Genomic DNA, 19,464 nt, shown 5'->3' with positions numbered 1-19,464 from the left:
TTTATGAATTTGTTTTGTAAACTAGCGATTAAGTTATACGTAAGTTGTTATTTCAATAGATTTAAAGTATTTTTTAACCTTAATTTATAAAATTATTACCATCTTGCAACAGATATGCATTAGTTAGCATCTTTATTATTCTATATCTAACCTATGGTAAAAACAAAAAACTTATCGTTTTCATACGATAATTTGGCAAATTTTAGTTTTCCCGATATTAAAATTGACGAAGGTGAACATTTACTCATCTTAGGGGCTTCGGGAGTAGGTAAAACAACGCTTTTATATTTAATGTCAGGACTCTTAAAACCTTTAAATGGTAATGTCTTTATCGACGCAATAGATATAAATTCGTTATCAAGACAAAAGCTTAATGAGTTTCGAGGTGAAAAACTAGGTTTTATCTTTCAGCAATATCATTTTATTAAATCTTTAAGTTTATTAGAGAATTTACAATTGAGGCAAAACTACCCCAAAACGTCTGATGATAAAGAAAGAAGATTAGACTTGATGAGAAGGCTTGGTTTAGATCAATTTTCACATAGAAAAGTAGTTGATTTAAGCCAAGGACAACAACAAAGATTAGCTATTGCATTGGGAATAGTACATAAACCAAAAATTGTTTTTGCAGATGAGCCAACTTCTAATTTAGACGATTATAATTGTTTAAAGGTAATAGAGCTATTAAAAGAAGAAGCAAAAATAAGTAAGAGTAGTTTGATTATTATTACACATGATTTTAGAATAAAATCTCACTTTAAAAATCATATAGTATTATGAAATTATGGTATTTGTCCTACAGGAATTTAATATCAAAACCATTTAACTTAGTTTTAAGCTTGGTACTTCTGGTGTTAAGTGTATCTTTAGTTACTTTTGTTTTACAATTAAGTAATCAAGTAAAAGGGCAGTTAAATAAGAACATAAGTCCTTTTGACATGGTAATAGGGGCAAAGGGAAGCCCTTTGCAAATAATTTTATCATCTGTACTTCATATAGATGCTCCAACAGGTAATATTAAGATTAAAGAAGTTAAGCAATTACAAAAAAATCCTTTAGTTAAACAGGTAATTCCTTTGTCATATGGAGATAATTATAAAGGGATTAGAATTTTAGGAACGACCACAGATTATTTGGATAGTTATGGTGTTACTTTAGAAAAAGGGAGACTGTTTGACGAGCCCTTCGAGGTAGTTTTAGGAAGTAAGATTTCGAAAAAACTACAGCTAAAAATTGGAGATAAATTTGCGGGTTCTCATGGTTTGTTAAAATCTTCAATAGAAATTCACGAGAATGATAAATATGAGGTGAAGGGTGTTTTGAAATCTACAGGGACTGTAGTAGATAACCTGATTATTAGTGATATTGAAAGTGTATGGAAAGCTCATAATTATGATTCTTATCACCATAAGAAGGATTATAAAGATAAAAAAAGTAGTAGTTTTCATGGTGTGGATGAAGAGGTTAATGAAAAGGACCATGCGCATGAACAACATGCTGATGATCATATGCATAAAGAAAAAGAGAAGAGTGCTTATTATCATAATATTTCAGAAGGAAAAAGGAGAAAAGTTGATTTAAGTAGTTATAAGGATGATCTGGAGATTACATCTTTATTGGTAAAATTTAGAAGCCCCATAGGTTTGATTCAGATGCCTAGGTACATTAATGAAAGCACAAACCTGCAATCAGCTATACCAGGCTATGAAGTACAGAGATTGACAAGTATTTTTGGCTCAGGAATAACTATTATAAATGGAATAGCTTTTGCAATTTTGATAGTCTCTGGATTAAGTATTTTTGTAAGCCTATTAAAAACAATAAATGAAAGAAAAAATGAGTTAGCTCTTTTGCGAATTTATGGGTTTCGGAGAGTACAGTTACTTTATGTAGCACTTCTTGAAGGCATGTTTTTAAGTGTACTTGGCTACATTACAGGCTGGCTACTTGGAAGAATGGGGGTTTGGATTACATCTAAATGTATAGAAAGATCTTATGATTATGGCTTACAGCTCAATCCACCCGAAGCATATGAATTTTTTTTATTTGGTATTGTAATTTTAATAGCTTTAATAGCTTGTTTGTTAGCCTCTCTTTCTATTTTTAAACTAAATTTGGTAAAAACATTATCTAATGAATAGGAAAAACATAATTATCTTTTTAATATTCATGTGTAATTACATTCTTGCGCAAGAAAAATTAACATGGAAAGAATTTTCTGATGTAACTTTTAAATCGGAGTATAATACACTTTATAAAGCAAGCTATTTGGTACCTACTTTTGGTAAAGTAATAAAGTCGTACGAAGGAAAAAAGATTAAAATTAAAGGATATTTTATAGATATTTCTGGAGATGGAGAAATGCTTATACTCTCTAAAAACCCAATGGCTGCATGTTATTTTTGTGGGGGATCAGGCCCTGAAAGTATTATTGAAATTGCGTTTCAAAAGCCACCAAGTTTTAAAACAGATGAAGTTATAGAGGTTGAAGGAATACTTAAGCTAAATAATGAAGATGTGGAACATTGCAATTATATTCTTGAAAAGGCATCTGGAATTTTAATAGATTAATAATTTCTAGAAAAAGGTAAATTTTCGATATTAATTTTTGTCATATGTATTATATTTTGTCAATTCAAAGTAATTTATTTGAAAAGTATTGATCCTAATCAATATTTATTAAAATAAATATATTCAATTTTGAGAAAAAATAAAAACAGATGACTTTTAACAAAAACGAATTGCTTCATGTGCTTTCGGAGCTTACTTACTCTCATATAGATTATGTGAAGTTTTTGCTACAAGAAAATAGTGAAAGAATCCAATATAAGGTAAATGAAAAATCTTGGTCAGTCATAGAATGTATTGAGCATTTAAATTTATATGCACGATTTTATAATAAAGAAATTAGAAAGGGAATAGAAACATCTAATTTTCCAAGTTCAGATATTTTCAAATCTGGTATTATCGGAGGTAAATTTGCTATGGATATGTTACCCAATGATAAAATGAAGAAAATGAATACCTTTAAAAGTAAAAATCCAATATATTCAAAACTGAATAATGAAAAAGTTCTTTTAGAGTTTTTAGACCTTCAAGATGAGTTAAAAGTACTAATAGAAAAAGCAAGAACAAAAAATTTAACAAAAATTAAAACATCTATTACATTACCATTGCTAAAGTTTCGCTTGGGAGATACCCTTCGTTTTGTGATTTACCACAACGAAAGGCATATTGTCCAAGCTAAAAAAATATATGGAATTAACAACTAGATTGTTTTTATTTTAGATCATAAAAAATTCCAAAAGAATAGGAAGGGTTTGCTGCTATAATTTTTCCTGAAAAGGCAGAGTCAAAAGAAATAGAAGCTCCAATATTTTTTGTGAAATAGTAGGCTGCCTCAAATCCATAACTACTAAACTCTACATTATTTGCAAAAATACTACCATTACTATTGGCTGCATTGAGTGTTCCGTTTTGTAATGATTGTAAAATATTGATTCTTGAGCTTAACCATAATTTTTTTTCTAGTACGTTTACACCAACTTCAAAACCAGCTCTTAGTTCATCAGAGAAACCTTCGGATCTATTATTATAACCTAAATAGGACTTTAAATAAGTTGGTTTTTTGAATAAATTGGTACTATATCCAACAGAAGTAGATAAATATTGATTAAATTCTCCATCTCCAGTTTGATAACTCCCGTCAGATCCGCCTACCGAACTTCCTGAAGGCAACCCTAGAATCAATTTTGCATCTAAGGCCCAGTATCCTTTTTTTAGAAACGCATATCGAATTCCTAAATCTATATCCCCGAAAGAATTAAAAGATTCACCAGATAGGATAGTACTACTATTGGTTCCAGAAATTTGATTGTTTTGTGCTACTCTAGCAAAGAAAGGAATATAGGTAATTATATCTAGTTTATCAGAAAGCCCGTATTCTGCATATAAGTTAGTATTAAATTGAGTTCTGGTAACGTTAGGGTCTAATTTTCCAGTACTTGTAAAGTGTTGATCAGATTGTAGGTACCAAGCTGATAATTTGAAATATCCTTTACCTTTTCCTTTTGACCATTGCGCAAAGCTTTGCATTCCAAGAAAAAGAAAAGTGACTATAATTAATTGTTTTTTGATCATAATAAATGTTATTCTATAATTTCTCCATCTCCAACTTTTACACTGAATGGCTTACACCAGTATAATAAGTGACTAAATTCGTTTATGCTTGTGTTTTCAATAATATAACTGTGTGCTCCATTGAAAACAGCTACTTTTTGTATTTTTTTTGCATTAGCAATTGTATTAGGGTTATTTGTTAAGTATAAATACAATCCAGGAAGTGAGGTAGAGGCTTTATAGTTATTTTCGATTTTTAATTCTAAATTATTCGTTCCAGGTATTTCACTTAACATAAAAGTACCAGTTAATTCATAACTACTGGTAGAACGAATTGTTCCTGATTTTGTATTTACTGCTTTTCCTTGAATATTGAAAGTGTTTGTATCTAAGACTTCTTCTCCGTTAGCGTTTGTGTAAGAAGCTTTAATGGTAACCTTACCTATATTTGTAGCTGTTAAAAAACCTTCTTGATTAATAGACGCAATAGCCTCATTAGAACTGCTCCAACTGACAGATACATCCTTATTTTGTCCTGTATTATCGGTATAAGTAGTAGTGTATTGATGTGTTTCGCCGACCATTAATTTATTTAGTGGGTTGTTAATACTCATCATTTCACCAATTGTGTTTACTGTAAATTCATCTGAAGAGCTTATTTCCTCTCCATTGCTAATTGTTTTCGCAGTTATTGTAACTTTACCTAATCGATTAGCCTTCATCAGTCCTGTTGAAGATATACTTGCAATATTTGAATTTGAACTGGACCATATAATATTTGTATCTTCTTCAACACCAAGGGTATTTATAAAAGTAGTTTGATATTGATGTTCAGTATTTACAATAATATCTTCAATAATATTATTGATGGTTAATGTTTTTTTAAAAGGGATAACAACAATGGTTAAAGAAGTACTTACGTTCTTTCCTTCTGAGTTTATAACTTTTGCTGTTATAATTGCTTTACCAAGACTAACCGCAGTGATTAAACCATTTTCGGAAACATTCAAAATAGAATTATCAGAGCTTGTCCATGTTATTTTTGGTGTTGAAACCACTCCTACGTTATTGGTATATTTAGTTGTTAGTTGATATGTTTTTGTGATGGCTAAATTTTCAATAGGAAAGTTATAGCTTAGTTGTTCATCCACACGATCATCAATAATATCATTTGATATACAGCCAAATAATATTAATACAGTCAATAGGTAATTGATATATCTCATACAAATAGAATATTATTTAGGGTTTAGTCGTGGGTATTTAAAAACATTACAGAAATAAAAAACTCGAAGATGAATTCTTCGAGTTTTAATATAATGATAAATTTATTTTAGAGTTAAGCTAGCATTGTAACTGGGTTCTCTAAATAAGTTTTTAATGTTTGTAAAAATTGAGCCCCGATAGCACCATCTACAGTTCTGTGATCACAAGCTAAAGTTAATTTCATTGTATTACCCACAACGATCTGCCCATTCTTAACAACGGGCTTTTCAATAATAGCTCCCACTGATAGAATAGCTGAATTCGGTTGATTTATAATAGAGGTGAAACTTTCAATTCCAAACATACCTAGGTTGGATACAGTGAAAGTACTTCCTTGCATTTCCTCTAGTTTTATTTTCTTATTTCTTGCTTTTCCTGCTAAATCTTTAACAGAGCTTCCTATTTGAGTTAAACTTAACGCATCTGTATGCTTTACAACAGGAACTACCAAACCTTCATCAACAGCTACGGCAACACCTATATGAATATGACTATGGAATTGAGTAGCATTCTCCGTCCACGAAGTATTTACTTGTGGGTGTTTTTTTAAAGCCATGGCACAAGCTTTTACAATCATATCGTTAAAAGATACTTTGGTATCGGGAATGCTATTTATCTCTTTACGAGAAGCGATAGCGTTAGCCATGTCTATTTCGATGTTTAGATAGAAGTGAGGGGCACTAAATTTAGATGCTGCCAAAGATTTAGCAATGGCTTTACGCATTTGAGAATTTTTCATGTCCTTTGTACCTTCTTGACCCGCAATAGCAAAGTTAGTTACAGAAGGAGCAGAAGTAACTGATTTTTGAGGTGTAACTATTCGAGATACTGGGGTGTAGTTTTCAATATCTTTTTTGATAATACGACCATTTTCACCAGATCCTTGAACATCTGCTAAACTGATTCCTTTATCTTTAGCGATTTTCTTCGCTAAAGGAGATGCAAAAATGCGACCGTTAGAAGAATTGCTTACAGAAGCTTCAACAATAGTTGTCTCTTGATTAGTAGCAATAGTACTTTCTGTCTTTAGTGTTTCTTTTTTAGAAGTTTCAGTTGTAGCTGATAAGTTACCGTCTTTGTGAGCGGTTACTAAGGTGGAAACATCAGTTCCTTTAGCACCAATGATCGCTAATAAACTATCCACAGGGGCACTATCTCCTTCATTAACTCCGATATGCAATAATGTTCCTTCATAAAAAGATTCGAATTCCATTGTTGCCTTATCAGTTTCGATTTCAGCTAGAATATCACCTTCTTCCACTTTATCCCCAACATTTTTTAACCAAGAAGCAACGGTTCCCTCTGTCATGGTATCACTTAAGCGTGGCATCATAACAACTTGAACATCTTGTGGTATCTCAATTGTCGAAGTAGGATTTGTATTTACTTCTTTTTTTGAAGAAGTTTTTTCTTGTTTTTGTTCGTTAGTAGAAATTTGATCTTCTGAAAGCAGGGCAGAAAAGTCCTCTCCTTGCTCTCCGATGATTGCTAAAAGAGTATCTACAGGAGCCGTCTCACCTTCTTTTACACCAATATGAAGTAAAGTACCTTCGTGAAAGGATTCAAATTCCATTGTTGCCTTATCGGTTTCAATTTCAGCTAAAATATCACCTTCTTCCACCTTATCTCCAACATTTTTTAACCATTGTGCCACAACACCTTCTTCCATGGTGTCGCTCAATCGAGGCATATTAATTACTGTAGCCATAATCTAAGAGTTTGTTGGATTTATTATTTTATAAATGGATAATCTTTTTGTTCGTAAACAGCTTCATGTAAGAGGCTTACATCAGGAAAAGGTGATTCTTCTGCGAATTTTTCACAGTCTTTTACCATGTCTTTTACTTCCTTGTCAATTGCTTTAATTTCATCTTCATTGGCATATTTTTTTTCTTTTATTATATCGAGTACTTGGGTAATAGGATCTATTTTTTTATATTCTTCTACTTCGTCTTTTGTACGATAATGTTGTGCATCAGACATTGAATGACCTCTATATCGATAAGTTTTCATTTCAAGAAAAGTAGGTCCATCACCCCTTCGAGCTCTTTGAATAGCTTCATCAACAGCTTCTGCTACTTTTATGGGATTCATGCCATCTACAGGTCCACAAGGCATTTCGTAACCCAGACCAAGCTTCCATATATCGGTATGATTTGCGGTTCTTTCTACAGAAGTACCCATAGCATATCCATTATTTTCTACAATAAAAATAACAGGTAATTTCCAATTCATAGCCATGTTAAAGGTTTCGTGCAAGGATCCTTGACGAGCAGCACCATCACCAAAATAACATAATGTAACAGCATCACTACCTTTATATTTATCTCCAAAAGCAATTCCAGCACCTAAAGGAATTTGTCCTCCGACGATTCCGTGACCACCATAAAAACGATGCTCTTTTGAAAAAATATGCATAGAACCACCTAATCCTTGTGATGTTCCAGTAGCTTTACCGTAAAGTTCAGCCATTACTCTTTTAGGATCTTCTCCCATTCCTATAGGTTGGACATGGTTACGATATGCAGTAATCATTTTATCTTTGGTTAAATCCATTGCATGTAATGATCCTGCTAAGACTGCTTCTTGACCATTATATAAGTGTAAAAAACCTCTTACTTTTTGTTGAATGTAAACAGCTGCTAGCTTATCTTCAAACTTTCTCCAAAATAACATGTTTCTATACCAATTGATATAGGTTTCTTTGGTGATTTCTTTCATTATATATTAGTTGTTTATTAGTTTGTTTGTTTCGCTTAAAAAAACGCAACAACAAAAGTAGTAGTTTTTAATAATTTAAAAAAACATCTAACTAAAAGAAATTCGTGAATATTATTAAAATTTAAAGCACAGGAATATTATTTTTTTTCATCTCGAATAATTACTGCTATAACCTTTGCTCCTTTCGCTAAATTCCACATATTTGAGAGTGCAATTTCATTACTATCGTCAAATAAAGTAAAAGCACCAGTATTAGGTACTAAACGACCTTCGTTTATAGCAACAATTTCAATTCTGTTGATTCCTATTACAAGTGGGACTTTAAGGGTGTGAGTATATTGTTGAAGCGTATAACTTTTTATGATGAGTTCTCCATTTCGATAAACAGAAACCTTGTCTCCATCAATAGCGCCAAAATCTAAAGCATTTATATTTATTTTACTCGAAGTAGTATGGAAACTACCTAAATCTAGATCTGATTGAGGTATTTTAATGTTGTATTGTTCCATTTTCTTTTGAGTTACAATTTTTCTCCTTATTTCAGGGGTTAATATTCCTTTTTTAAGAGATTTTTCTTCTTCATTTTTTTTTCTAAATTGTTCTTGCTGTTTTTTGTGTGCTGTTTTAAAACCAATATCGTCTTTAAAGTCTAAAGATTTTGGTTTCTCTATTTTTTCATTTGAAAGATTAAAGCTGGCACCAGATATCTCTTTTTTTCTGCTACCATTGGAACCGTCCACTTGCCCATAGGTAATTGAAGAAAAAAATAAAGCTACATTAAATATTAAATATTTTAAAAGTATATTCATAATAGTATGTTACAACATAGTGTATTACAACAAATATAGTACCGAATTTTATTTATTGGAAAAATAAAAAATGAAATTAAATGATAAACTATTTATTATTTAATTGGAAAATTAAAATATGTTTTAGGAAAAGGTTCGTTTCTCAAAGTAAAATGCCACCATTCATTTTTGTAGGGTCTAAAGTTGTATTTAGCCATTACTTTTTGTAGTAAAGCTCTGTTTTTTTTCTGTTTTTTGGTTAGTTTTTGATGACTGATGTGAGAAGAAGTACCAAAAAAATCATAGGTACTTCCCATATCCAATTCTTTTTCAGTTTTTATTTCGATTATTGTTAGATCTACAGAGCTACCTCTTGAATGGCCAGATTTTGAGGCAATATATCCTAATTTAAAAAGGCTTGTTTTTTTTATTTCTGGATAAAACTTTGACTTCATTAGTGTGTCATTTATTGAACGAGCCCAACGAACAAAATGATCTACGGCTCTTTGAGGGCGATAAGCATCAAATATTTTGAGTGAGTATCCTTTTTGGATTAACTCTTTTTGAACTTTTTTAAGAGCTTTTGCCGTAGCTGTAGAAGTTATTAAAACATCAAATTCGTACCCCTCAATTGGAATACCTACAAAGTTATTATGATGACAATAGCGAAGTTCTTTTTGTATGCTTGGGGCAATATCTTTTATGTAGGAAAAACCTTTTGGTAATTGTGACCACAGTTTAAATAAAGAAGTTAAAAGTAATATTATTGTTAGAATTCTGATCTTCATCTTAAATTTATATTAGGGGCGGTATGTTTTGCGTATATGAATTAAATTTATTTTTTTCTTTATAAAACTTAAACTTATGTGTTTTTCATGCAGAATATTTAATCAAAATTATAAAAAATATGATTTATTTATGGTTAAATACAGATTTATAATTATTAAACTTTTGTAATCAAAAATAATTGTATTTCAATAAACATGCTGTTAATATTTATAAGAATGAAAATTCTTATTTTACATAGGAGCTTTTATCTGTAATTATAGTATAATCACTACCTTTTGTAAGGCTAGCTTATTTTTTTCGTTTACATGGGTTGTAAAAGATTAAAATAAGATGTACAATCTTTGTTACTATAAATAATCTTAGTGTTATTTAAATTAAAAAGAGGCTTTATTTCTACTTCACTTTTTGAAATAGACATGTGTATTTAAGGTTTATAAAACCTACATTTTTTTTCTTTGAACTTCAATTTAATCTAACTGATAACTTTTTTTATTTACCTAATCGTTTGAAATTAGTTTGGTAAAAAGGGAAATTTAATATTTTGTTCATATTAATTTATTTTTAAAGAATTAATTTGCTAATAGTTAGTTTTTTTAAAAGTTAGATAACCATGAAAAAAACAGTTTATAAAGCAATTTAATTAAATTCATTAGAAATTCACCTTTGAAAAAGAAGTCGAAAAATGCGTCCATAATTTGAAATATTTATTTGTTTTTTAGAGTTGATATTTTATTCTTTGAATAAGAATTTAATTTTTATTAATTAATATTCAAACTTCATTAGAGTGCTATATTTTATAAGTGTTTGATATCTGATTTTTAAAATGTAGCGATAGTAAGTAGTTTACTTAAGTATGTTTGTTAGATTAATTTTGTGTGTTATTAGTATTTTTCTAAATCATTACAATCATTGCATTGAAGACCGTTTGGTGTCATGATAAAAAGATGATTAATCATATCATCAGGCCACATATTCTTTATTTCTTTAAGAAAGGCTTCAGATGATTTTTCAAAATATATAGTTGATCTAAGAGGAAGATAAATTGTTATTTTAACCTTTTCATCCTTATACATATTCTTATATTCATTTAAGAAAAATGAATTAAAAGTGATTATGTTGTTGTTAGAATTAAAACTGTATTTTATACTCGACGCGTTTTTATTGGCATGTTCTCGTTTTCGCCCCTTTGATATTTTTTTAACTTTGATGTAAGCCTTATTAATTTCACTTTTTTTTACATCAATAATTACGTTATTAGAATATTTAGAATCAACATTATTAAAGTTTATATAAATAGCTTTGTTTTTATGGCACAGATTTTCGTTATAGTAGATGTCGTCATTGTTTTTAACTCTGATTATTAATGGGTTTTCAGCATTATAGCTAATATTATGTTTTTTGATATTTATTCCATTATATGCTTTTGAAGCTTGAAATTCAATGGCTGAAAATCCAATACAAAATAATGCGATTAGCCAAATTCCCAATAAGGTCAATCTTAATGAGGTACTAAACTTTTTAATATTAGGAGATAAAATTCGTAAACCCAGCATGAATAGAGCAATAAAAGGCACACCGACTAAAATGAATAAGAATATAGTTAATAACCATTCAGGTATTAATGAATCATAAAAAAAAGGGGGATAGTGAACATAGTCACTGTCTAAGTTTAAAATTTCTAAACTGCCAATGGAGAAAATAGCAAATAGAAAAGCTATCAGCATAGCACCTGAAAAAAGTATTAGGAAGAATCCTATTAACTTTCCAAATACATTAAACAAAGACTGAAGTATTTTACCTAACGTATCTAAAAAATCCTGAATTCCTGATTTAGTTTTATATTTTAATTTCTCATAATCTGCGCTTGAAATTTTATCAGAAAATTCATTAGCTCCATCCTTGAGTTTACTGGAAATATTTTCAAATTCGTTACGAATTTTTTTTTCAATATTATCAATATTGACAGGTTCGCCTTCCATTTGTAATTTTTCAGAAGTTGTCTTGGCCTCTGGGAGTAAAACCCATAAAAGTATATAAACAAGAGGAGAAAAACCACTCGCGATTAAAATGATAAAGGCCAATCGAATCCATATAGTGTCAATACCTATGTAATGACCTAATCCAGAGCAAACACCTCCTAGAAATTTGTCATTACCATCTCTAAAAAGCTTTTTAGAGGTTCGTCTATTACTGTTTTTAGAAGATGAATTATTATCATATTCTTGCTCAAAGTCTGAATAATCTTCTGGCTGTCCCATGATGGTAATGATGACCTCTATATCGTTGTCATTTACTACTTGACGAATATCTGTTATTCTGTCAGATAACAATTCACTTATTCTGGCCTCAATATCCGTAATAATTTCGTCTTTCCCTTGTGGGTCATCACTAAGAGAACTAGCAATGGCGTCTAAATAGTATTTTAATTTTTTATAAGCGGATTCATCTATGTGAAAGAAAAGCCCCCCTAGATTTATGTTAATAGTTTTATTCATTTTCAGTTGATTTTGTACTTGTTATTTGGCTTACAGCATTCTCTAGATTATTCCATGTTTTGTCTAACTCTCTTAGAAAGAGTAGTCCATTTTCTGTTAAAACATAATACTTTCTTGGAGGTCCAGAAGTTGATTCTTCCCATCGATAACTTAATAATCCAGCATTTTTTAGTCTTGTCAATAGAGGATAAATAGTTCCTTCAACGACAATCATTTGAGCATTTTTTAGCGTAGAAAGAATTTCCGAAGTATAGGCATCTCCATTTTTTAAAATAGATAAGATGCAATACTCTAAAACCCCTTTTCGCATTTGTGCTTTTGTGTTTTCTATTTTCATTACGACTAGTTTAAAAATAATTACTTAATAAACTTAATGGTAAGTGGGTATTTATAAAATTCACCGTTATTGGCTTTTATGGCTCCTAAAATGATTAAAGCTACTTTAGAAAATGTTATAATACTGATTAATGAGGCTATTCCTAAAACATTAAAAAAATTATTAAAAAAATAAAAATCATTAAACCCAATACTAATATTCTCTAAAGTAGTCCATATATTTTTAATAATAAAAGAAAAAATAGAGGTTCCAAGGATAAGCATATACAAACTAAAGCTGATATTAAAATTAAGAACTTCTTTACCATGTTCATTCAAGTTGGAACTTTTATCCTTCATAGTTTGCCATATAATCAGTGGTGTAATAACACTACCCAATGGAAATAAATATCCAGTAAATGATGAGATATGTATTAAAAAAGCATTTGTGTTTTCCTTATTATTTTGCATTGTAAGATATTTTATATACTACTTTACAATGCAAATATATGTATAATAAATGGTATTATGCAATACATAGTACTGTTTTTTTTGTTAAATGATTCTTTAGGTGTTTTTTTTATAGTGTGTTTCTCAAACAAGAAGTATAGACTTATTTCCTTTTTCAAGCTTCTTTATTCGTTATGATTAGTAATTAAATTACTTATTTATAGTTTTTTTGTTTTTTATGTATGCAGTTTGTTTTTTGATCTATTAGGTTAATATTTGGTGCCCAAAAAATAAATTAAAATTTAAAAATTATTGAATATATGTCTGTCTTTTATAGTGTTATGAGAATTCAGCTATTCTTAGCTAAATTCTCATAACATCTCGGATAGTTTCTTTATTTAGAATAATAATTATGATTTATTAGATGTATTAGGCTTGAAATTTTCTTTTAGTTCTGAACTTTTCATTTATAATGCCTATATTGAAAACTCCTTCTTACGAGTTTATTCATTTTTAATTATTGCTTTAGAAGTAATATTGCCTTCTTACATTCGATATGTCCCGATTAATATGAATAATTTTTGATCGGTATCTAACAATATAAATTTAACCAAATATGAATAAAAAAAAACTAACCATAATTTTATTAATTACGATAATAAGTACTGGCTTTACCCAAGATAAAGAGGTAGTTGAAATTTATGACCCTAATTTTAAAAACATATTATTGCAATCGTCAGTAAACAGAAATAAAGATCAGGAAATTGATGTGTCGGAGGCAATGAATTTTGTTAATTTGGATATTAGTAACCAAAATATTTCATCCCTTCTTGGTATTGAAGCGTTCTCAAACTTAAAGCATTTAGATTTTTCAGGTAATAACGTAAAAGTATTAGATTTAAGCCGTAATCAGAATCTAGAGTTATTGGTGGGGGACAATAATTTACTTGTATATTTAGAAATAAGGCACAACAGTAAATTAAGACATATATCTTGTAGAGGAAATAAGTTAACTTTTATAAACTTGCCTGACTCTGATGATTTGGAATATTTGAAATTGAGTGATAATGACCTTTTTCAGCTTGATATTTCAGCTTTGGTAGGTTTAACTAAGTTGCATATATCTCACAACAATTTAGTTCATTTAAATATCAATAACAATACAAATCTAAATGAAGTTTTGTGTGATAATAATCAGCTGGATAATTTAGATATTCGTAATAATTTAAATTTAAAGAAACTCGATTGTAGTTACAATAGTATTTTAAACTTAGATATCAGAGCTCACAAAGCTCTTAAAGTTTTAAGTTGTAATAATAATAACTTAGAGTCTCTAAAAATTAACTATCTAGGAAGTATTGGTATGGATTTGCAAACAATGGACGCTTCCTCTAATAGAGCACTTTATTTTATATATACTAATATACCTGAACAAGCTAAGATAGCTGAAAGTCGACGATTCTTTTTAATAGACCCTCAAGTAAGATTTATAAAGCATGGTAATGATGAAACAATCTATGAAGTAGATTCATTTAATAGGACTCCGTATAAAATAGTTTGCTCTATCACTAATTATCGAATATGTTTTAATTCGGTTAGAGATATTAATAGTATTCATATTGAGATATATGGTTTAAATGGTACGGTTATTTTAGGAAAGACTTTATTGAATAAACAACAGGTTAGGATTTGTAATGCATTAGATCCTGGTATTTATATTGCTGTTTTCTATATTGAAGGTGTTAGTGTAAGAAAATTGTTTAAAATAGATTATCAAAATAATGGGGGTATTATTAAAGTCGATTAGGAATACTTGTTTCTATAAATTATACGATGACTTCTAAAATTGACTTTATTTTGTTTTATATATTTGAGTGTTTGTTTTAGAATAAAGTCTTTCAATATTAAAAAATAAAAAAGTCTTCGAATTATTAAAAATACACTTTAAATGAGCTTTACATCAAAAAAAATAAATATTTTTTTACTTTTTAAGTTGCCTGCTGCTTATTTTACCGGTATCAGAGTAAAGAGCATAACTGCTAAATGTTCGGTTGTAGTAGTGCGGCATCGATGGATTAATCAGAATCCTTTTAAATCGATCTTTTGGGCTGTTCAGGGGATGGCTTCTGAACTTACAACAGGGATTTTAGTAATGAAGGCTATTAAAGATTCAGGAAAAAATATATCCATGTTGGTGACTAAAATGAATGCAATCTTTACAAAAAAAGCAACCGGTAAAGTGTATTTCAAATGTGTTGAAGGTGAGTTAATTAAAAATGCAATAAGAAAAGCTATTGAAACAGGAGAAGGACAGACTATAACAGTAAAATCAGAAGGGGTAAATGAGAAAGGTGATTTGGTTTCTAGCTTTGAATATGAATGGAGCTTGAAATTGAAATCTTAAAATTCAATTACAGTGAAATAAATAAAACTATTTTATTACAATGCACCTTAGATTAATTATTGAATTTACGCATAAGAAATGTAGTTTATAGAGATTGAGCTATATCCAGATACAAGAGTTGTTTCAGCAAGTAGGAGTTTTATGATGATGGGTTTAGATATTAAAATGAATATTAATTTTAAGTATGGTTCTTAATAAAGAAAAAGAATTTTAACAGAAGACAGTTCATTTATGGTTTTATTTTAAATAAAGATTTCGTTAAAAGGTGAGTATCTTTTTATTTCCTTATTCAGGTAAAAGAATTCGGTAATATTATTGATGGAGATAATAGTTTTTAAAAAAGAAAGGTATTGGAGAGAATATTTTGTATTCAATCAAATACCTTCCTTAGTCTATAAGTGTTATAATTAAATATCTAGGCTGTTGATTAAGTTTTCTAGCTTATCGCCTTCAGAAGGTCTCGGGGCATTGGGAGTTACAATTTTTCCCTCTGGGTCTAATATTATAAATCTAGGGAGTCCTTCTATTGCATATTTTTGGAAAAATTCTGATTCCATTGCATTATCGGAAAACAACTGATGTCCTGACTGTTCATTCTTTATGATGGTTCTTTTCCATTTTTCAAAATCATTTTGATTATCGGCACTGATACCAATGAATTCAATGTTTTTGTCATGATATAAAACTTCATATCTTTTGAGTAGCGGGATTTCTCTTGCACAATATCCACACCATGTTGCCCATATATCAATAAATAAATATTTTCCATTGTTTAAAAAGTCGTCTAAAGAGCTTGTGCCTCCATCAAAATTTTGATAATCGTAAAATTTAGGAGAAGTTTTTCCTTTAGCTGTAAGCTTTAATATATTGTATTTGTCTGTGATTTTAGAATTGTAATGTTCGTTAGATGAATTTTGTATATAGAAGTTGAAGTATTCTTCAAGCTTATCAGTGTATGTTATAGCTGTTTCTCCTTTTTTAAAAAATAGATCATTTATTATTAGGCTGTCTTTAACGTTTTTCGTGATTGTTTCTAAATAGCCTAGGTACAGAGATTCTTTTCTGTTTGATTTTCTTGTTAAAGATTCTTCTATAATTTTTCTATATGAGAAAAAATCCTTGTAGTCTTCCGTATTATTAAAACCAATAGGAGGGTAGTTGTCATAAAAGGTATTAGAAACGGTAAATTCATCAGAGTCAATCAAAGTTCTGTGGTTGTCTTGGTAATTATTAATATTTCTAATGATTTCATAATCAATACCTCTTAATTCTTTTTTCTGAAAATTTTCAGGAAAATTATTTGAAATACATAATTCAGTAAGACTATTTTTATAACGCTCCATGGTCTGAGTAAATAATTCTTCATCATATTTGAATAATGTATATGCAGATATAATAACTGATGAATGAAGTTTGCTTTTATCAATAAAGTATTTGTTAATTGGAGCATTAGTTCCTTCAAAAGTTGTATTTTTTACATTTTTAAAATTTGTTTGAATTTTAATGTCATCTGTTTTTGTTAGATAAAGTTTAATAGTTTTTGAACTGTTAAATACTATATTGTAATATCCTGTTCTTGGTATTCTTAATGTGTCAATGAAGTTACCGTTTTTTGAGTCAATTTCAATTTCTTTTTCAAAATTGAAACCTGTTAATCTCATTCTTTTTCTTTTAGTGTTTTTAACATTTCCACTAATGATTAGATAGTCTTTTTCTATCGGTTTAGAGCAAGAAATAATAAGAGTTAATAATAATAGTTTTGAAAAAAAATTCATTTTTAAATTAGGTTTAGGGGAGTTTTAAATTAAATATTACTTAAAGTATTTTAACGCTACTAAGAGCGTAAAATTTTCAATATATGATTTTTTTGCCAAAAAAAAAACCGCTAGGTAGCGGTTTTAATATTTTAGATAGATGTTTTTTATATACTTATTCCAATTTCTTCAAACATTTTAGTTAGTTTTGGACCGTCTGAAGGCCTTGGAGCATTGGGGCTAATTATATTTCCTTCAGGATCAACTAAAATAAACCTTGGAAGCCCTTTAATAGCAAACTTTTTAATGAAGTCAGAACCGAAAGATTTATCTGCAAATAATTGAACTCCGCCCATCTCTTTTTGTTCAATTGTCTCCTTCCACTTGCTTTTTGCATTAATATTATCTACACTAATACTTACAAATTCAATATTTTCATCATGGTATTGTAATTCTAATCTTTTTAAGAGAGGGGTTTCTCTTTTGCAGAAACTACACCAAGTAGCCCATACATCAATATATAAATATTTTCCAGAACTTAGAAGATCATCCATAGAAGTTGTTCCTCCTTCTATATTTTCATAATTTTCAAATTTAGGACAAGGCATACCTTTTGCTGTCAATTTTAATGAATTATATATTTCAGTCATCCTATCTTTTTGTGCTTTATTGCTAGAGAAAGCCATATACTTTCTGTAGTATCCTTCTAAGTTATCTGTATAGGTAATTCCTTTTTGTGCCTGATCAAATAAAAGATTGTTTTTTACAATACTATCGGAAACTTCTGTATGTACTGTTTCTAAATAGTTGAGTGCTATGTCTGTATCTTCTGTTGACTTTTCGTCAGCTAACCTTTGGATTTCATCCTTAACAATATTTTGATAAAAGGTAAAATCTTGATAATCTTCTCCTTCGTTAAAATTTATTTTATCTGATACAGAGGGGAAATTACCTGAAGGACTGTATTCTTCATCTCCACTTAAAGCAGGGTAATAGCTAGGGTAATAATATAAGTTTCTTAGGTATTCATACTCTATATTTTTAGTTTCTTTTTTAATAAACGCTTCTGGTAGTTGACTATTTGTTAAAAGTTTTGAGAGAGATTCTTTATAGCCATTGAGTATCGTTAAAAAATCAGTTTCTTCTTTGGTGAGTAATTCTCGTAAGGTTATTACTTCTTCGGCAAATATTTCCTTTTTATCTAAAAAATATTTACCCGTAACGCCATTAACTCCTTCAAAAGTTATTGCATCTGGATTCTTATAATCTAATGTAATTTTTAGATCTTCTGTTTTAGTCAAGAAAATATCGAATCTTCTTTTATTTACTACTATTTTATAGTAACCATCTCTGTTCAGACGTATTGTATCGAGAAATGTTTTCGCTTTTTTATCAAAAAGTATCTTTTTTTCAAAGTCAAAACCCTCTAATTTTATATCTCTTCTTTTAAAATTATCAATCGTGCCAGATAAAACCAGATAATCCTTTATAGGTTCTTCTTTCGTATATGAAAGCATAATACCGCCTACGAGGGCTGAAATTATAATACCTCCTGTGAGGGCTAAAAGTACTATTTTTTTCATTCTTAATTATTTAGGAAATTTAGTGTTTAAAAAATCGAAATTACTTTATTTAGTTTTTTTTTCAAAGAAATTACCAAAAAATTTCAATTTATAGAGTATTAGACATTATGTAAAAAACATCTAAAAATCATTTAAAAGATATTATTGTGTTTTTTGCATAATATACTAAAAATCAATCATAAAAATAAAAAAAAACTAATAATTTTTTATTAGTTTTTTTTACGATCTTCTTAAAAGCAATTATTCCCACAAATTTGGCTTAAATAGTAAAATATTTCCATCTAATTAATATTTTAATTAATATATTGTTATGATTCAAATATTGTGCCATAAAAATATAGGATTAAATAAAATGAATGGTAAGTTGTGGTGGTTATTAAATATTATGTTTTGTCGTAAAGTTAAGAGGGAGCATCAAAAAGAAGCTCCCTTCACTAATCACTTAAAAAACCCTTCTTACAAATTTATAAGTCTAATAGTAACACAAAAAAATAAAAAAGGAGGTAAATAAGCAATACGTATTTCTACTGAAAAAAAATAGGGTTTTTACTTAGTTTTGGGTTTTTTAGACAGGTTTTAATAGTTTTTATAGTTAGAAGATTTGTTTTTGTAATTCTATGATATGGTATCAGTTTCTTCAAAAACTATGAATATGCTAAATTGTAATGAGAGTTAAAATAAATATGATTTGGTAATGATGATCTTTTTTAAAAGTTAATCTCTTACTGTATAAAAGTTTTTATAAAAAACCAATTTTAGATTAAAACAAATTTAAAAAAT

17 protein-coding genes are annotated in these 19,464 nt (G+C 28.9%); 6 read left to right on the top strand and 11 right to left on the bottom strand.

The genetic code is table 11. The annotated features are described in order from the left end of the window. The first annotated feature begins 153 nt into the window (after positions 1-153). The 4 genes from AC2GW8_RS04685 (at position 154) to AC2GW8_RS04670 (ending at position 3,272) form a co-directional block, all read left to right on the top strand. Positions 154-780 carry an ABC transporter ATP-binding protein gene (locus AC2GW8_RS04685; protein WP_440881632.1) on the top strand — a complete coding sequence of 209 codons (627 nt, stop codon included), beginning with the start codon at positions 154-156 and terminating at the stop codon, positions 778-780. Further along, on the top strand, positions 777-2,141 hold the full coding sequence (locus tag AC2GW8_RS04680) for an ABC transporter permease (protein WP_440881631.1): 1,365 nt from the start codon (positions 777-779) through the stop codon (positions 2,139-2,141). The genes AC2GW8_RS04685 and AC2GW8_RS04680 overlap by 4 nt, the downstream gene beginning before the upstream one ends. Next, positions 2,134-2,571 (top strand): hypothetical protein, encoded by a 438-nt coding sequence (locus AC2GW8_RS04675; protein ID WP_440881630.1) that lies wholly within the window; start codon positions 2,134-2,136, stop codon positions 2,569-2,571. The genes AC2GW8_RS04680 and AC2GW8_RS04675 overlap by 8 nt, the downstream gene beginning before the upstream one ends. Positions 2,572-2,720: 149 nt before the next feature. Then, positions 2,721-3,272 carry a DinB family protein gene (locus tag AC2GW8_RS04670; RefSeq protein WP_440881629.1) on the top strand — a complete coding sequence of 184 codons (552 nt, stop codon included), beginning with the start codon at positions 2,721-2,723 and terminating at the stop codon, positions 3,270-3,272. Positions 3,273-3,279: 7 nt separating this feature from the next. Here the strand turns inward: AC2GW8_RS04670 and AC2GW8_RS04665 are convergent, their stop codons facing one another. The 9 genes from AC2GW8_RS04665 to AC2GW8_RS04625 form a co-directional block, all read right to left on the bottom strand. Then, positions 3,280-4,140: a hypothetical protein gene (locus tag AC2GW8_RS04665; protein ID WP_440881628.1), complete on the bottom strand. Its 861-nt coding sequence runs from the start codon at positions 4,138-4,140 to the stop codon at positions 3,280-3,282. An 8-nt stretch (positions 4,141-4,148) separates the two neighbouring features. Continuing rightward, entirely contained in the window at positions 4,149-5,345 is a 1,197-nt protein-coding gene (locus tag AC2GW8_RS04660; RefSeq protein ID WP_440881627.1) for an Ig-like domain-containing protein, read from the bottom strand. A 113-nt stretch (positions 5,346-5,458) separates the two neighbouring features. After that, positions 5,459-7,093: a dihydrolipoyl dehydrogenase family protein gene (locus tag AC2GW8_RS04655; RefSeq protein WP_440881626.1), complete on the bottom strand. Its 1,635-nt coding sequence runs from the start codon at positions 7,091-7,093 to the stop codon at positions 5,459-5,461. 23 nt (positions 7,094-7,116) lie between these two features. After that, entirely contained in the window at positions 7,117-8,106 is a 990-nt protein-coding gene (gene pdhA / locus AC2GW8_RS04650) for a pyruvate dehydrogenase (acetyl-transferring) E1 component subunit alpha (protein ID WP_440881625.1), read from the bottom strand. Positions 8,107-8,243: 137 nt separating this feature from the next. Next, the gene (locus tag AC2GW8_RS04645; RefSeq protein ID WP_440881624.1) at positions 8,244-8,915 is read right to left on the bottom strand and encodes a hypothetical protein; all 672 of its coding nucleotides are present in this window, start codon (positions 8,913-8,915) and stop codon (positions 8,244-8,246) included. A gap of 95 nt (positions 8,916-9,010) precedes the next feature. Beyond that, the gene (locus tag AC2GW8_RS04640; protein ID WP_440881623.1) at positions 9,011-9,682 is read right to left on the bottom strand and encodes a M15 family metallopeptidase; all 672 of its coding nucleotides are present in this window, start codon (positions 9,680-9,682) and stop codon (positions 9,011-9,013) included. A gap of 882 nt (positions 9,683-10,564) precedes the next feature. Then, the gene (locus AC2GW8_RS04635; protein WP_440881622.1) at positions 10,565-12,178 is read right to left on the bottom strand and encodes a PspC domain-containing protein; all 1,614 of its coding nucleotides are present in this window, start codon (positions 12,176-12,178) and stop codon (positions 10,565-10,567) included. After that, positions 12,171-12,515 carry a PadR family transcriptional regulator gene (locus AC2GW8_RS04630; RefSeq protein WP_440881621.1) on the bottom strand — a complete coding sequence of 115 codons (345 nt, stop codon included), beginning with the start codon at positions 12,513-12,515 and terminating at the stop codon, positions 12,171-12,173. The genes AC2GW8_RS04635 and AC2GW8_RS04630 overlap by 8 nt, the downstream gene beginning before the upstream one ends. Before the next feature lie 20 nt (positions 12,516-12,535). Continuing rightward, positions 12,536-12,964, bottom strand: coding sequence for a DUF4870 domain-containing protein (locus AC2GW8_RS04625; protein ID WP_440881620.1), 429 nt, complete (start codon positions 12,962-12,964; stop codon positions 12,536-12,538). 595 nt (positions 12,965-13,559) lie between these two features. On the opposite strand from AC2GW8_RS04625, the gene AC2GW8_RS04620 reads away from it, so the two are divergent. Beyond that, complete coding sequence (locus tag AC2GW8_RS04620; protein ID WP_440881619.1) at positions 13,560-14,750, top strand: leucine-rich repeat domain-containing protein; 1,191 nt, start codon at positions 13,560-13,562, stop codon at positions 14,748-14,750. A gap of 141 nt (positions 14,751-14,891) precedes the next feature. Next, positions 14,892-15,347, top strand: a complete 456-nt coding sequence (locus tag AC2GW8_RS04615; protein WP_440881618.1) for a DUF4442 domain-containing protein — start codon at positions 14,892-14,894, stop codon at positions 15,345-15,347. A gap of 407 nt (positions 15,348-15,754) precedes the next feature. On the opposite strand, the gene AC2GW8_RS04610 is transcribed toward AC2GW8_RS04615, so the two are convergent. Next, the gene (locus AC2GW8_RS04610) at positions 15,755-17,122 is read right to left on the bottom strand and encodes a TlpA family protein disulfide reductase (protein ID WP_440881617.1); all 1,368 of its coding nucleotides are present in this window, start codon (positions 17,120-17,122) and stop codon (positions 15,755-15,757) included. A 146-nt stretch (positions 17,123-17,268) separates the two neighbouring features. Next, entirely contained in the window at positions 17,269-18,684 is a 1,416-nt protein-coding gene (locus AC2GW8_RS04605; RefSeq protein ID WP_440881616.1) for a TlpA family protein disulfide reductase, read from the bottom strand. Between the last annotated feature and the right edge of the window lie 780 nt (positions 18,685-19,464).

It is taken from the genome of Tenacibaculum profundi, from assembly GCF_057162725.1.
The sequence above is the reverse complement of the archived record's forward strand: the minus strand, read 5'-3'. Positions and strand labels throughout refer to the sequence as shown.

Coding starts and splice junctions, on each gene's coding strand:
- AC2GW8_RS04685 (WP_440881632.1), top strand. CDS start 154: ATGGTAAAAACAAAAAACTTATCGTTTTCATACGATAATTTGGCAAAT.
- AC2GW8_RS04680 (WP_440881631.1), top strand. CDS start 777: ATGAAATTATGGTATTTGTCCTACAGGAATTTAATATCAAAACCATTT.
- AC2GW8_RS04675 (WP_440881630.1), top strand. CDS start 2,134: ATGAATAGGAAAAACATAATTATCTTTTTAATATTCATGTGTAATTAC.
- AC2GW8_RS04670 (WP_440881629.1), top strand. CDS start 2,721: ATGACTTTTAACAAAAACGAATTGCTTCATGTGCTTTCGGAGCTTACT.
- AC2GW8_RS04665 (WP_440881628.1), bottom strand. CDS start 4,140: ATGATCAAAAAACAATTAATTATAGTCACTTTTCTTTTTCTTGGAATG.
- AC2GW8_RS04660 (WP_440881627.1), bottom strand. CDS start 5,345: ATGAGATATATCAATTACCTATTGACTGTATTAATATTATTTGGCTGT.
- AC2GW8_RS04655 (WP_440881626.1), bottom strand. CDS start 7,093: ATGGCTACAGTAATTAATATGCCTCGATTGAGCGACACCATGGAAGAA.
- pdhA (WP_440881625.1), bottom strand. CDS start 8,106: ATGAAAGAAATCACCAAAGAAACCTATATCAATTGGTATAGAAACATG.
- AC2GW8_RS04645 (WP_440881624.1), bottom strand. CDS start 8,915: ATGAATATACTTTTAAAATATTTAATATTTAATGTAGCTTTATTTTTT.
- AC2GW8_RS04640 (WP_440881623.1), bottom strand. CDS start 9,682: ATGAAGATCAGAATTCTAACAATAATATTACTTTTAACTTCTTTATTT.
- AC2GW8_RS04635 (WP_440881622.1), bottom strand. CDS start 12,178: ATGAATAAAACTATTAACATAAATCTAGGGGGGCTTTTCTTTCACATA.
- AC2GW8_RS04630 (WP_440881621.1), bottom strand. CDS start 12,515: ATGAAAATAGAAAACACAAAAGCACAAATGCGAAAAGGGGTTTTAGAG.
- AC2GW8_RS04625 (WP_440881620.1), bottom strand. CDS start 12,964: ATGCAAAATAATAAGGAAAACACAAATGCTTTTTTAATACATATCTCA.
- AC2GW8_RS04620 (WP_440881619.1), top strand. CDS start 13,560: ATGAATAAAAAAAAACTAACCATAATTTTATTAATTACGATAATAAGT.
- AC2GW8_RS04615 (WP_440881618.1), top strand. CDS start 14,892: ATGAGCTTTACATCAAAAAAAATAAATATTTTTTTACTTTTTAAGTTG.
- AC2GW8_RS04610 (WP_440881617.1), bottom strand. CDS start 17,122: ATGAATTTTTTTTCAAAACTATTATTATTAACTCTTATTATTTCTTGC.
- AC2GW8_RS04605 (WP_440881616.1), bottom strand. CDS start 18,684: ATGAAAAAAATAGTACTTTTAGCCCTCACAGGAGGTATTATAATTTCA.